At 71.7% G+C, this 12,994-nt stretch carries 13 protein-coding genes; 7 read left to right on the forward strand and 6 right to left on the reverse strand.

The genetic code is table 11. The annotated features are described in order from the left end of the window. The first annotated feature begins 9 nt into the window (after nt 1-9). Nucleotides 10-912 (forward strand): hypothetical protein, encoded by a 903-nt coding sequence (locus KUM39_RS10530; protein ID WP_217785213.1) that lies wholly within the window; start codon nt 10-12, stop codon nt 910-912. A 47-nt stretch (nt 913-959) separates the two neighbouring features. Here KUM39_RS10530 and thiC read toward each other — a convergent pair whose 3' ends face one another. Beyond that, the gene (gene thiC, locus KUM39_RS10535; RefSeq protein WP_246619908.1) at nt 960-2,744 is read right to left on the reverse strand and encodes a phosphomethylpyrimidine synthase ThiC; all 1,785 of its coding nucleotides are present in this window, start codon (nt 2,742-2,744) and stop codon (nt 960-962) included. Nucleotides 2,745-2,984: 240 nt separating this feature from the next. Here thiC and KUM39_RS10540 point away from each other — a divergent pair, with 240 nt between their 5' ends. Then, a complete protein-coding gene (locus tag KUM39_RS10540; protein ID WP_217785214.1) occupies nt 2,985-4,502 on the forward strand; it encodes a YibE/F family protein in 1,518 nt (505 codons plus the stop codon). A gap of 214 nt (nt 4,503-4,716) precedes the next feature. Here the strand turns inward: KUM39_RS10540 and KUM39_RS10545 are convergent, their stop codons facing one another. The 4 genes from KUM39_RS10545 to KUM39_RS10560 form a co-directional block, all read right to left on the reverse strand. Then, the gene (locus KUM39_RS10545) at nt 4,717-5,154 is read right to left on the reverse strand and encodes an SsgA family sporulation/cell division regulator (protein WP_217785215.1); all 438 of its coding nucleotides are present in this window, start codon (nt 5,152-5,154) and stop codon (nt 4,717-4,719) included. Between the two features lie 97 nt (nt 5,155-5,251). Further along, nucleotides 5,252-6,103, reverse strand: a complete 852-nt coding sequence (locus tag KUM39_RS10550; protein WP_372455736.1) for an IclR family transcriptional regulator — start codon at nt 6,101-6,103, stop codon at nt 5,252-5,254. 533 nt (nt 6,104-6,636) lie between these two features. Next, complete coding sequence (locus KUM39_RS10555; protein ID WP_217785216.1) at nt 6,637-6,849, reverse strand: DUF5326 family protein; 213 nt, start codon at nt 6,847-6,849, stop codon at nt 6,637-6,639. A gap of 206 nt (nt 6,850-7,055) precedes the next feature. Further along, nucleotides 7,056-7,373 carry a cupin domain-containing protein gene (locus KUM39_RS10560; protein WP_217785217.1) on the reverse strand — a complete coding sequence of 106 codons (318 nt, stop codon included), beginning with the start codon at nt 7,371-7,373 and terminating at the stop codon, nt 7,056-7,058. Nucleotides 7,374-7,432: 59 nt separating this feature from the next. Between KUM39_RS10560 and KUM39_RS10565 the strand changes: the two genes are divergently transcribed. The 5 genes from KUM39_RS10565 (at nt 7,433) to KUM39_RS10585 (ending at nt 11,172) form a co-directional block, all read left to right on the forward strand. Further along, nucleotides 7,433-7,810 carry a phage holin family protein gene (locus tag KUM39_RS10565; RefSeq protein WP_217785218.1) on the forward strand — a complete coding sequence of 126 codons (378 nt, stop codon included), beginning with the start codon at nt 7,433-7,435 and terminating at the stop codon, nt 7,808-7,810. Between the two features lie 7 nt (nt 7,811-7,817). Beyond that, entirely contained in the window at nt 7,818-8,309 is a 492-nt protein-coding gene (locus KUM39_RS10570) for a low molecular weight protein-tyrosine-phosphatase (protein WP_217785219.1), read from the forward strand. After that, nucleotides 8,306-9,454 (forward strand): cystathionine gamma-lyase, encoded by a 1,149-nt coding sequence (locus KUM39_RS10575; protein WP_217785220.1) that lies wholly within the window; start codon nt 8,306-8,308, stop codon nt 9,452-9,454. The genes KUM39_RS10570 and KUM39_RS10575 overlap by 4 nt, the downstream gene beginning before the upstream one ends. A 218-nt stretch (nt 9,455-9,672) precedes the next feature. Further along, a complete protein-coding gene (locus KUM39_RS10580) occupies nt 9,673-10,569 on the forward strand; it encodes a LysR family transcriptional regulator (protein WP_217785221.1) in 897 nt (298 codons plus the stop codon). 120 nt (nt 10,570-10,689) lie between these two features. After that, nucleotides 10,690-11,172: an NUDIX domain-containing protein gene (locus KUM39_RS10585; protein WP_217785222.1), complete on the forward strand. Its 483-nt coding sequence runs from the start codon at nt 10,690-10,692 to the stop codon at nt 11,170-11,172. A gap of 33 nt (nt 11,173-11,205) precedes the next feature. Here KUM39_RS10585 and KUM39_RS10590 read toward each other — a convergent pair whose 3' ends face one another. Further along, nucleotides 11,206-12,543, reverse strand: a complete 1,338-nt coding sequence (locus KUM39_RS10590; RefSeq protein ID WP_246619909.1) for a globin domain-containing protein — start codon at nt 12,541-12,543, stop codon at nt 11,206-11,208. Nucleotides 12,544-12,994: the final 451 nt, after the last annotated feature.

Raw genomic sequence — 12,994 nt, forward strand, 5'->3', positions numbered from 1 at the left:
CATCGGGGGATGCACATGAACAGCGTTCCGCAGCACCTGCTGAACGAGGACCGCCAGGAGTTCGAGCGGCTCCTCGACGAGGCGCTGCGCTCCGCCCCGCACCGCCCGGAACTGGCCGCTGTCGGACAGCGGCTGGATTCCGCGCAGTTGCGCGCGATGGCGCTGAGCGCCACCACCCTCATCACCTCGGCCGCGTCGGCCGAGTACCAGCACTACGTCAAGGTCCGCACCGACCTCCGCCAGCCCGCCCCGGCGACGGCCCCGGCCACCGCCGAGCCCGGTCCCGGCACCGACAGCGGGTCCGACGCCGCGTACGGACCCGCCGGGACCGACGGGGGCGTGCTCGGGCTCGCCGCCACGCTCGGCGCGGCGCCCGCACCCGCGGGCGCGGGCGCCGTCGCCGTGGTCGCGGTGCTGGCACCGGTCCTCGCCGGGGCCGCCGCCGCGATCTTCCTGCTCGTCGGCTACGTCCTGCGGGCGGTCGCACCGCAGCAGGCGTTCGCCCGGAGCATGCTCACCGCGGGCTGGGTGTTCGGCGCCATCGCCGCCGCCGCGATCCTGCTGGCCGGTGCGGGCCTGCTGATCACCGCCCTGCGCAACGGCCCCTCGGCGCGCGCCGCGGTCCACGACCGGGCGAGCGAGGAGGTGGCCCGCGCCCGCGACGCCTGGCGGGACGCCCTGCTGGAGCGGGGCATCCTGCCCTTCCTGCGGGACGCGCTGGCCGACCCCGGCACCGGCGCGCCGCACCGCTCCGGCCCGGAGTCACCGGCGACCGGCCGCATGCCCCGTCTCGGTTACGGCCGTCCGGGCTTCAGCAGCCCGGACGACGGCGCCGAGCCCGACCGGCCCCGGTTCTCCAGCCCCGACTACAGCAGCCCGGACTTCGGCGGCCCGGAGCACCAGCCGGACTGAGCCGGACCGCGCCCGGAGGCCGTGGGTCTCCGGGGCTGCGGCCGGTCTCAGTCGGCCAGCGGCAGATAGACGCGGTTGCCCGAGGCCGCGAACTCCTCGGACTTGCGCGCCATGCCCTCCTCGATCTCTTCCTGGCTCGCCCCGTGGGTGCGCCGGATGTCCTGCGAGATCTTCATGCTGCAGAACTTCGGCCCGCACATGGAGCAGAAGTGGGCCGTCTTGGCGGGCTCGGCGGGCAGCGTCTCGTCGTGGAACGCCCGTGCCGTGTCCGGGTCCAGCGCGAGGTTGAACTGGTCCTCCCACCGGAACTCGAACCGGGCGTCGGACAGCGCGTCGTCCCACTCCTGCGCACCGGGATGCCCCTTGGCGAGGTCCGCCGCGTGGGCCGCGATCTTGTACGTGATGACCCCGGTCTTCACGTCGTCCCGGTCGGGCAGGCCCAGGTGCTCCTTGGGCGTGACGTAGCAGAGCATCGCCGTGCCCCACCAGGCGATCATCGCGGCGCCGATGCCGGAGGTGATGTGGTCGTAGGCCGGTGCGACGTCGGTCGTCAGCGGGCCGAGCGTATAGAACGGAGCTTCATCGCAGATCTCCTGCTGAAGGTCGATGTTCTCTTTGATCTTGTGCATCGGGACGTGTCCCGGACCCTCGATCATCGTCTGTACCTGGAAACGCCTGGCGATCCGGTTGAGTTCCCCGAGGGTGCGGAGTTCCGCGAACTGCGCCTCGTCGTTGGCGTCCGCGATGGACCCGGGCCGCAGCCCGTCGCCCAGCGAGTACGTGACGTCGTAGGCGGCGAGGATCTCGCAGAGTTCCTCGAAGTTCTCGTAGAGGAACGATTCCCTGTGGTGGGCCAGGCACCAGGCGGCCATGATCGAGCCGCCGCGCGAGACGATGCCGGTCTTGCGCCGCGCGGTGAGCGGCACGTACGGCAGGCGTACCCCGGCGTGGACGGTCATGTAGTCCACGCCCTGCTCGGCCTGTTCGATGACCGTGTCCTTGTAGATCTCCCAGGTCAGCTCCTCGGCCCGGCCGTCCACCTTCTCCAGCGCCTGATAGAGCGGCACGGTGCCGATCGGCACGGGGGAGTTGCGCAGCACCCACTCGCGGGTGGTGTGGATGTTCCGGCCGGTGGAGAGGTCCATGACCGTGTCGGCGCCCCAGCGGGTGGCCCAGGTCATCTTCTCCACCTCCTCCTCGATGGAGGAAGTGACGGCGGAATTGCCGATGTTGGCGTTCACCTTCACCAGGAACCGCTTGCCGATGATCATCGGCTCGATCTCCGGGTGGTTGACGTTGGCGGGCAGCACCGCCCGCCCGGCCGCGATCTCGGCGCGGACCACCTCGGGTTCGACGCCCTCCCGGAGCGCCACGAACTCCATCTCCGGGGTGATCTCGCCCCGCCGGGCGTACGCGAGTTGGGTCACCGGCTCCCCCGGACGGCCCCGGCGCGGCTGGCGCGGGCGGCCGGGGAAGACGGCGTCCAGATTGCGCAGTCCGCCGCGTGGTGAGGTGTGTTTGACGCCGTCGTCCTCGGGCCGTACGGGTCGGCCCGCGTACTCCCCGGTGTCGCCGCGCGCGATGATCCAGTTCTCCCGCAGCGGCGGAAGTCCCCGGCGGACATCGGTGTCGATCCCCGGATCGGTGTACGGGCCGGAGGTGTCGTACAGCGTGACCGACTGCCCGTTGGTGAGGTGGACCTGACGGACCGGCACCCGCAGATCGGGGCGGCTGCCCCCGACGTACGCCTTGTGCCAGCCGATGGATGAGCCGGACTCCGGGGACGTGTCGTCCTGAACGGAGGCAGGCGTGCGTGCGTCCTTGTTGGTCATGAGACCTACTCCCTACGCCGGCATTACCCGGTAACAGGTTCGGCGGTCGGCGCAGCGATGTCCGTACGACGTGCTTCGCGCGGAACGTCGGACGTTCCACGTGAAACATCGCCACTACGGAGGTCAGCGCCCTCTCAGCCCGGTGCTCCGAGCTCCCGCGTGTGCAAAGGTGCCTCCACGCTAGCGTCAACCCGGGCGCGGTGACCAGAGGGCCCCCTTCGTTCTTGCGATGATCGGTCGGTGACCACGATGGAACAGTTCCCGCACTCCCCTTCCGAGCCTCCGCGTGGCGACGACGCAGGTCAGGGGCACGACCACGGTCAGGGGAACGGGCACGGGAACGGGGCCGGACACGGACACGGGCATGGGGCCGGAAACGGGCATGGGCATGGGCACAGCCACAGTCACGGCCCCGCCGCTCCGGTCTCGAAGCATCTGCGCAAGGTCATCGCGGCGATCCTGATCCCCTTCACGGCGGCGGTCGTGGTCGGCCTGGTGCTGCTCTGGCCCGGCGGTGCGCCTCCGCACCAGCGCACCGGGGTCGGGTTCGACCGGCAGACCCAGCAGGCAACCGTCAGCGCGGTGACCGCCATCGACTGCGCGTCCGTGAACGCCTCGGGCGGCGGCACCCCGGCCGGTGACGCCTCGGGCGGTTCCCCCGGCGGCGATCCGGCGCGGGGCGGGTCGAGAGGGACGTGTCACCGGGCGACGGTGCGGGTGGACACCGGCAAGGACAGCGGACGTACGTTCACCGAGATCGTGCAGCCCGACCAGTCCCGCCAACTGCACCTGGGCGAGAAGGTCGTGGTCGCCTACGAGCCCTCGGCACCGAAGGACCTCCAGTACTCGGTGACCGATGTGAACCGCGCGTTCCCGATGGCCCTGCTCGCCGGTGTCTTCGCGCTGGCGGTCGTGGTGGTGGGCCGGATGCGCGGGGTGATGGCGCTGGTGGCGCTCGCGGTGAGCTTCCTGGTGCTGACGCTGTTCATCCTCCCGGCGGTGCTCCAGGGCTCCAACCCGCTGCTGGTGGCGGTCGTAGGGGCGAGCGCGATCATGCTCATCGCGCTCTACATGTGCCACGGCCTGTCCGCCCGGACCTCGGTCGCCGTGCTGGGCACGCTGGTCTCGCTGATGCTGATCGGCTTCCTGGGCTCGGAGTTCATCGACTGGGCCGCGCTGACCGGGAACACCGACGACAGCACGGGGCTGATCCACGGCCTGTATCCGTCGATCGACATGAGCGGTCTGCTGCTGGCCGGTGTCATCATCGGCTCGCTGGGCGTGCTGGACGACGTGACGGTGACCCAGACGTCGGCGGTCTGGGAGCTGCACGAGGCCAACCCGTCGATGGGCTGGCGCGGGCTGTACCGGGCGGGCATCCGTATCGGCCGCGACCACATCGCCTCCGTGGTCAACACCCTGGTCCTCGCCTACGCCGGTGCCGCGCTGCCCCTGCTGCTGCTGTTCTCGATCGCCCAGAGCAGTGTGGGCACGGTGGCCAACAGCGAGCTGGTGGCCGAGGAGATCGTGCGCACGCTGGTGGGCTCCATCGGGCTCGTCGCCTCGGTGCCGGTCACCACGGCACTGGCCGCGCTGGTGGTCTCGGCCGACCGTCCGGCCCGTGGAACCCCGGCCGCGAGCGCGTCCGGAGCCGTACCCGGCCCGTCCGGAGCCCCGTCCACCATCTCCGCCGCGGCGGGACCCGGCGCACGGCCCGCCCCCGCGACGGCCGGAAGGGGCCGGCGCCGCAAGCACTGAGCCGAGGACCGGAGGACCGGGCGGGGCGCCGGGGGAGCCCCTGAAGGCCAAGACGGCTGCCGGGGAGCACCCGAAGGCCGGGAAGGGCGCCTGGGAGCGCCGGAAGGCGGGGAAGGCGGCCGGGGAGCGCCGGGGGGGCCGGAACGGCCGCAGAAGCGTTCCTGCGTCCGTCCGGGCGGCGTCGCCGCCGATCCGTGGGCGGTACTCCCGTCCGTCAGCCCGCGCTCTGCTCCTCGGCCAGGATGCGGTCCAGCGCCTCTTCGAGGTGGGTGTCGAAGTCCGCCATCGCGCTCTCCTGGCCCAGCGGGACGAGCCGGTCCGTGCGGTCCAGGAACGCCACCAGCGGAGGCGCCGAGGAGCGGAACAGCGCCTGGTCGCCGCCGACCTGGAGCCGGATCAGCACCTCGCCCAGCACCTCGGAGTCGGCGGGAGCGATGTGCACGTCCCCCTCCCCGCAGGGCCGCCCCACCCCGTCGATCAGCAGCTCACGCCCGAACGCCCAGGTCACCGGAGCGTCTCCGGGGAGATGGAACGTCAGCCGGACGGCGTAGGGATCGCAGGCGTCGTAGCGCAGCTCCACCGGGATGCGGAAGGACAGCTCCTCCGACACGAGAAAGCTCATCATGACCTCTGCCTGTACGGATTCGCGCATGCCTACCCCGTCAAGTGACATCGACTGGCCGGGATTCATCCCTCGACCGTGGTCAAATCTTGCTGAACGTACACAGCAGATCACAAGGAGTGAGTTTTCAGATACTGATAGACAGCGTCAACGACCCAAGGCCGTGTCCCGCCTCGGCCCTCAACTGGCGGGCGAAGAAAGGCAAGCGGTCGGCCCGATGAGCGGGCAGCGAGAGGGCCAGAGCCCCTGGAGCGTCACCCACCGTGACCGGAATGGCCGCACAGATCGTGCCGATCGCGTACTCCTGCCGCTCGAACACCGGCTCCGCGGAAGGAATCCCGGCCATCCTGCGCAGCAACGCGCCCTCGTCGCGCACGGTGTGGGGCGTGAGGGGGCGCACGGGGTACCGGGCGAGGTGATCGCGGCGGCCGCTCTCGGCGAGTTGCGCGAGCAGGCACTGTCCGAGGGCGTGGGCGTGTCCGGTGGCGCGGAGGTCGGCCACCTCCGGTGCCGCCGGGAACTCCCGTGAGGCGGCAATCGCCTCGACCTCGATCTCCCCGTCCCGGTACACCCCGAGGTACAGCGGGGCGCCGATGGAATCGCGCCAGCGGGCGAGGGTGCCGTCGCGGGTGCCGTGACGGTTCTCCCGCGCTCGCGCGCCGCCGCCGGTGAGCCGCTCGGTGGCGGCGCCGAGGAAGAACAGCCCGTCCTCGCGGCGCAGATATCCCTCGTGCACCAGGGTGCGCAGCAGGTGGTAGGCGGTGGGCAGGGCGAGCCCGGTCTCGCGGGCGAGTTGCTTGGCCGGGGCTCCGTGACCGTGGGCCGCGACGGTCTCCAGCAGGCGCAGCGCCCGCTGGACGGAGCCGATGAGGGTCGTGGCCCCCGGCCGGGCGCTGTCGTCGCCGGGCGGGGCCGGACGGGGGAGGGCGGCGGCCCGTCCCCGGCGCGCGAGGGAGGCGGCACCGGGCTGTCCGGGCACCCCGTCCAGGGGTGCCGGAGATGCCGCGGATGAGGTGGCCGCTCCACCGGTGTTCCCCGCCGGTCGCCCGGCGGCGGTGCCGGGCTGCCGGGCGGGGGCGGCCCGACGTACCGGGGCGGCCCGGCGGGCGGGAGCGGGCTGCCGTACCGGAGCGGCCCGCACTTCCGCGCCGGGCTGCTGTCCCGTGCCCGGTTGCCGTTCCGCGCCCGGTTGCCGTTCCGCCGCCGTGGGCGGGTCGGCCGGCCGCGGCGCCTGGGGAGCGTGGAGGTGGGGCGGGTCAGGGGGTGCGTGGCTGTCGGGTGGTGCGGCGTCAACCGTGGCCAAGGGTCACTCCGGAGCGAGGGAGGGGACGGCCCGTACCGGTGGCGCGCGGAAGCCGGTGGCGCACGGAGGGGGTGCCGCCTGCGGGGCCCGGCCCCGCGTGGGTGTCCGGACTCTAACGGCCCGCCGCCACCCAGGGACCGGCCGCCGGGGAAACTTCCCTCGCCCGAGGGAACCGGCGTCGTCCGCCGCCGTTCACCGCCCCCGAGGGCTCACCAGTCGCTCCGGGACGAGGAGTTCGACGTGAACTTGCGCACGATGTAGATCAGACCGCCGACCAGGGCGACGAAGATCAGCGCCTTGAAGAGGACGGCGATCACGAAGCCCACGACGGTGGCGATCAGACCGCCGAACACGACCAGGGCGATGACCGGCACCGCGACCCACTTCACCCACCACGGCAGTCCCGCGAAGATGTCCCGCATAGCCCCTCGTCCCCTTGCCTTCTGTCGCGTCCCCGCCCGGCTGTCCGCCGTCGTGGACGCTGATCCCGATGTCTGACTCGATGCTAGGGCCGGGAGAGGCCGTCGCGGGGGCTCCGCATCCCTTGTCCGTCCCTGAACCGACCCCTAGGGAACCCTGACACTCCGAGGCCCCGGTCTCAGGGGTGAGCCGCTCCGACCTGGGGATTTCAGCCCTCCGGGGGCGAGAACACCACCATCACCCGCAGGTCCTCGCTGATGTGGTGGAACTTGTGGGCGACGCCCGCCGGGACGTACACCACGCTGCCGCGCGCCACCTGTGTGGTCTCCAGGCCGACCGTGATCGACGCGCGCCCGCTGACCACGAAGTACACCTCGTCCTGGGCGTGCGGCTGCTGCGGGTCGTGGCTGCCCGCGTCGAGGGCGTAGAGGCCGACGGACATGTTCCGCTCCCGCAGGAACTGCAGGTAGGCCCCGTCGTTGGCGGCGCGCTCCGCCTCCAGTTCGTCCAGCCGGAATGCCTTCATCGCTCTGTCCTCCCTTGCCCCGCAACTCGTGTCCGATCCCGTCTGCAACGATCAGACACATGAAGAATTTCGTAGTCAAGACGATCGCCAACGCGGGCGCCCTCGCGGTCGCCGTGTGGCTGCTCGACAAGATCACCCTCACCGGCACGAGCACCGCCAAGAAGGCCGGCACCCTGATCGTCGTCGCGCTGATCTTCGGCCTGGTGAACTTCCTGGTCAAGCCGGTCGTGAAGGTTCTCACCTTCCCGCTGTTCCTGCTGACGCTCGGCCTGATCACCCTGGTCGTGAACGCGCTGATGCTGCTGCTGACGTCCTGGGTGTGCGGCAAGCTCGACCTGAGTTTCCACGTGGACGGGTTCTGGACGGCCGTGCTCGGCGGTCTGATCATCTCCGTGGTCTCCTGGGCGCTGCACCTCGCCCTGCCCGACGAGGACTGACCCCGCCATGACCTACCGCGTCTGCTTCGTGTGCACCGGCAACATCTGCCGGTCCCCGATGGCCGAGTCCGTCTTCCGCGCCCGTGTCGAGGACGCCGGGCTGGCGGACCGGGTGGTGGTGGACAGCGCCGGGACCGACGGCTGGCACGAGGGCGACGGCGCCGATCCGCGCACCGTCTCCGTCCTCGAAGAGCACGGCTACGGCACCGCGCACACCGCCCGGCGCTTCCACGCCTCCTGGTTCGCGGACCTGGATCTGGTCGTGGCCCTCGACACCGGACACCTGAAGAGCCTGCGCCGTCTCGCACCGACCGGGGCGGACGCCCGCAAGGTGCGCCTGCTGCGCTCGTACGACCCCGGGGCGGGCGACGACCCGGACGTGCCGGACCCGTACTACGGAGACCGGGCGGGCTTCGAGGAGTGCCTGGACATGGTGGAGGCGGCCTGCACCGGCCTGCTGACCGCCGTACGCGACCACGTGGAAGGCGAAACCGCATGAACGACCACCCCGCGAACCCGGTCGGCACGGGCGACGGGACCCGCGCCGTGCGCGCGGGCCTGCCCGAGCCGGTCAAGAACGAACCGACCCTGCCCGGTCCGGTCTTCGCCGCGCACTTTCATCTGCCGGGCGAGGTGAGCGGCCCGTACGCCTACGGCCGGGACGACAATCCCACCTGGACGCTGCTGGAGTCCGCGATCGGCGAACTGGAGGCGCCCGACCGCGAGGACGTCCGCACGCTGGTGTTCGCCTCCGGCATGGCGGCGATCTCCGCCGTACTGTTCTCGCAGCTCAGGGCGGGTGACGCGGTCGTCCTGCCGTCCGACGGCTATCAGGTGCTGCCGCTGGTCCGCGCCCAGTTGGAGGCGTACGGCATCGAGGTGCGCACCGCGCCGACGGCGGGCGACGCCCAGCTCGACGCGCTCGACGGGGCACGGCTGCTGTGGATCGAGTCGCCGTCCAATCCGGGGCTCGACGTGTGCGACATCCGGCGGCTGGCCGACGCGGCGCACGCGCGCGGCGCGCTGGTCGCCGTGGACAACACCCTGGCGACCCCGCTCGGCCAGCGCCCGCTGGAGCTGGGCGCCGACTTCTCCGTGGCCAGCGGCACCAAGCAGCTCACCGGCCACGGCGACGTCCTGCTCGGTTACGTCTCCGGGCGCGACGGCGAGGCGATGGACGCGGTACGCCGCTGGCGGAAGATCGTCGGCGCGATCTCCGGCCCGATGGAGGCATGGCTCGCCCACCGTTCCATCGCCACACTCCAGTTGCGGGTGGAACGCCAGAACGCCACCGCCCTCGCACTGGCCGGTGCGCTGCGCGACCGGCCGGAGATCACGGGCCTGCGCCATCCCGGCCTGCCCGACGACCCCGCACACCCGACGGCGGCCCGGCAGATGCGCCGCTTCGGCTGCGTCCTGTCCTTCACCCTGCCCTCGCGCACACACGCCGAACGGTTCCTGCGGGCGCTGCGGCTGGTGGAGGACGCGACCAGTTTCGGCGGCGTACGGTCCACGGCGGAGCGGCGCGGCCGGTGGGGCGGCGACCCGGTCCCGGAGGGCTTCGTCCGGATGTCCGTCGGCGCCGAGGACCCGGCCGACCTGATCGCGGACGTGCTGCGGGCCCTGGACGCGGCGGCGGACTGAGCCGTCCACGGCGCCCGGACAGGGCCGCACGGGCGGTCCGAACCTCCCCCCCTCGTGGCTCGGACCGCCCCGGTTCTCCGCGCGAAGAACCGTCCCGACAAGGCTAGTTGACCCTCTGTCCGTGTCCAATCACGCTAGCGACAGAGACCTATCGACATATTTATAGTTGAGGTCCGCCCCGCGGCAGGAGGGGCGGAGACAGGGGGCGGGCACGCCACATGGATCTGGCCTTGTTGCGGACCTTCGTCACGGTGCACCGAGCCGGTTCCTTCACCCGTGCCGCCGCCCTGCTGGGCCTCTCCCAACCGGCCGTCACCTCCCAGATCCGCACCCTGGAGCGCCAGGTCGGCCGCCCACTGTTCCTGCGGCGGCCCCGAGGCGTGACCCCCACGACCATCGGCGACGAACTCGCCCACAAGGCCGCCCCGCACCTCGACGCCCTCGTGGGGATAGCCGAGTCCGGCCTCGACGACGGGTCGCCCCCACTGCGCACCCTGCACCTGGCCGGGCCGCCGGAGTTCACCGCCGAACGCGCCCTGCCCGCCCTGACCGGGCTGCTCGGCGACGACGGCCGGGACTGCGCACTCCGCGCCACGTTCGGCACCGCCGAAGAGGTCCTGGAGGGGCTGGCCGCCGGACACCACGATCTGGCCATCAGCGCGGTCCGGCCACGCGGCAGTCTGCTGACCGCGACTCCGCTCTGCGACGAGGAACACGTTCTGGTCGCCGCCCCGTGCTGGGCCGCGCGCATCGGCCCGGGCGCCCCGCACCACGCCCTGGACAACCTGCCGGTGGTGGAGGTCCACGAGTCGCTGCCCTTCGTCTCGCGCTACTGGATCTCCGTCTTCGACTCCCCGCCGACCGTCTCGGGCACCGTCATCGTCCCCGACCTGCGCGCGGTCCTGGCCTGCGCGGTCGCGGGCGCGGGGCTCGCCGTACTGCCCCGCTATCTCTGCGCGCCCGCGCTCACGCAGGGGACGATACGACTCCTGCACGACCCGGCGGTGGCTCCGCTGCGGACGTACTTCCTGGCCGCGCGCAGCGGCACGCTCGCCCTGCCGCACATCGCCCGCGCCCACGAGGTGCTCCAGCGGGCCGCCACCCGCTGGTGCTGACACCCGGCCGGTACGGAACCCCGGCCGCGCGAAGGTCCGTTGACGCGCGCTGACCGGGCGTGTCCGACCGATCCCGTTGCGCGATGTTTCACGTGGAACCAGCCGGGCCACATTTCTCCCATGACCGTCCGACCCGTGGTCAAGCGCACCGCGCGCGCCGTTCTGCTGGACGGTGCCGACCTGATCCTGATCAAGCGCACCAAGCCCGGCATCGATCCCTACTGGGTGACGCCCGGTGGCGGGGTCGAGCCCGAGGACCCGACCGTCGTGGACGCCCTGCACCGGGAAGTGCTGGAGGAACTCGGCGCCAAGATCGTCGATGTCGTCCCCTGCTTCGTGGACACCGTGGAGCACATCGGCGCGGACGGCGGGGCGACCGGGGTGAAGGTGCAGTACTTCTTCGTGTGCCGACTGGAGTCGATGGACCCGTCACTGCGGCACGGCCCCGAGACCGAACACCCGGTGGGCGAGTACGAGATCGTCCGCGTGCCGTTCACCCGCGTCGGCATCGCCTCCGTCCACCTCGTCCCGCTCTCCCTGCGGCACTACCTGGACGGCAACATCGAGGGCGTACTCGCCCTGCACGCCCCCGACCTGTTCTAGTGCTGCGACCGGCCATTCCCGCCGGGGCCGCGCTCAGGCGCCGATCACGACCAGTTCCTCGACCGAGTCGTGCCGTATGCGGGCCGGGGCGATGCCGACGTGCCGCAGCACGTCCACGCCGCTGCGGATCATGCCGGGCGGGCCGGAGAGGTAGGCGTCGAACCCGTTCCACGGCCCGAACTCCCGTACCGCGTCCGGGAGGGTGACGTGGGCCTGCTGGTCGATGAACGCCCGCACGGACAGCCAGGGGTGGTGCTGCTGGAGCCGTAGCATGGTGTCGATGTCGTAGAGGTCGTGGTCGGTGCGGGCGCCGTAGAACACCTCGACCGTACGCCGCCTGCCGTGCTCGGCCACGTCCTCGACCAGCGCCTTGATGGGCGCTATGCCCGTGCCGCCGCCCACACAGAGCAGGCCGCTGTCAGTGGTGTGATCGACCGTCATCGAACCGGCGGGCGGCCCCAGCCGCACCACGTCCCCCGGGCGGGCCCGGTGCACCAACGCGTTGGAGACCCATCCGGCCGGAACCGCCTTCACATGGAAGACGAGCAGCCCGTCGGGCCGGGGTGCCGCGGCGAAGGAGTAGTGCCGCCACACCCGTGGCCACCAGGGCGTCTCCATGCTGGCGTACTGCCCCGCCCGGAACGCGTACGGCTGGTCCGGGCGGACGGTGATGACAGCGATGTCGGACGTCCGCGCCTCATGGGCGACGACCTCGGCGTGCCACCAGGCGGGTGCGCGCAGTTCGTCGGCCGCCGCCGCGTCGATCATCACCTGGGAGATCGTCGTGTACGTACGGACCCAGGCCGCCTCGGTCTCGGCGTTCCACTGGCTCGCGTACTTGCTCAGCGCCCCGATCAGGCACTCCCCGACCGCCGGATAGTGCTCGGGCCGCGTGCCGTACTTGCGGTGTCCGCGCCCCAGGTTCTGCAGGTACTCGACGAGCACCGGGGTGTTGTCGATGTGCTCGGCGGCGGTGAGCAGCGCCTTCAGCAGGCGGTCCCGCTGGGTGTCCATCGCTGGCGGGAACAGTGGGCGCAGCTCGGGGTGGCGTACGAAGAGGAGCGCGTAGAAGTAGGACGTGACCTTGTCCGCGACGGACCCGATCTCGGCCATCGTGCGCCGCACGACGCGTGCGTCGGGGGAGCCCTGTTCCGACGGGCGCGCCGGGCGCTGACCGGGCACCCGGGGAGCCGCGCTCGGGGTCTCGGCCGCGGAGGGCGCGCCCGGAGCGGACGGGGCGGACGGAGCCGTCGCGGGAGCGCCGGGCGTCTCCCGCGTACCGTCCGGCGGAACCGAGGACGACGCGCGGGGCATGAACCAGCCGCCGTTCGGTATGCCGTTCTCCCCCGACATGGTGGTCGGAGCGTCCATGTGCCCTCGCCTCGAACATCTTTCGGTCGGTCTGTTGCACATCCGTCACGGAAGTGCAAGCTTTCCCCCGGCGGGCGGCGGCCGTACCCCGTTGCGGTGTCGCCCTGCTCTCGGCCCGCACGGGACGCGTGAACTCCGTCCCGGACGTGAACCGGACTCGACCCTACCGGGCGCCGCCCCGCACACAAGTCCTGTCTCGGTCGCGCACGGAGATGAGGAGAACGCGAATGACGTACACCTTCAACTACCGGACGTAGAACCCCAATTCATAGGCTTATCCCGAATTCCGCAGCTCACACCGCCCGAGCGGTTCGTTGTTTCACGTGAAACAGTGATCCGCCGTCTCCATGCCCGGTGTTCACAGAACGGGCGGAGGAAGCGTCGATCACTCCGGCCGGAAGCCGTTGTGAAAAAGGGGAATTGAGTGGACGCGCGCCGCACCGGACGGACA

The sequence above is a fragment of the Streptomyces corallincola genome (genome assembly GCF_019104725.1).
Classification (GTDB): Bacteria; Actinomycetota; Actinomycetes; order Streptomycetales; family Streptomycetaceae; genus Streptomyces; species Streptomyces corallincola.

Coding starts and splice junctions, on each gene's coding strand:
- KUM39_RS10530 (WP_217785213.1), top strand. CDS start 10: ATGCACATGAACAGCGTTCCGCAGCACCTGCTGAACGAGGACCGCCAG.
- thiC (WP_246619908.1), bottom strand. CDS start 2,744: ATGACCAACAAGGACGCACGCACGCCTGCCTCCGTTCAGGACGACACG.
- KUM39_RS10545 (WP_217785215.1), bottom strand. CDS start 5,154: ATGCGCGAATCCGTACAGGCAGAGGTCATGATGAGCTTTCTCGTGTCG.
- KUM39_RS10555 (WP_217785216.1), bottom strand. CDS start 6,849: ATGCGGGACATCTTCGCGGGACTGCCGTGGTGGGTGAAGTGGGTCGCG.
- KUM39_RS10560 (WP_217785217.1), bottom strand. CDS start 7,373: ATGAAGGCATTCCGGCTGGACGAACTGGAGGCGGAGCGCGCCGCCAAC.
- KUM39_RS10565 (WP_217785218.1), top strand. CDS start 7,433: ATGAAGAATTTCGTAGTCAAGACGATCGCCAACGCGGGCGCCCTCGCG.
- KUM39_RS10570 (WP_217785219.1), top strand. CDS start 7,818: ATGACCTACCGCGTCTGCTTCGTGTGCACCGGCAACATCTGCCGGTCC.
- KUM39_RS10575 (WP_217785220.1), top strand. CDS start 8,306: ATGAACGACCACCCCGCGAACCCGGTCGGCACGGGCGACGGGACCCGC.
- KUM39_RS10580 (WP_217785221.1), top strand. CDS start 9,673: ATGGATCTGGCCTTGTTGCGGACCTTCGTCACGGTGCACCGAGCCGGT.
- KUM39_RS10585 (WP_217785222.1), top strand. CDS start 10,690: ATGACCGTCCGACCCGTGGTCAAGCGCACCGCGCGCGCCGTTCTGCTG.
- KUM39_RS10590 (WP_246619909.1), bottom strand. CDS start 12,543: ATGGACGCTCCGACCACCATGTCGGGGGAGAACGGCATACCGAACGGC.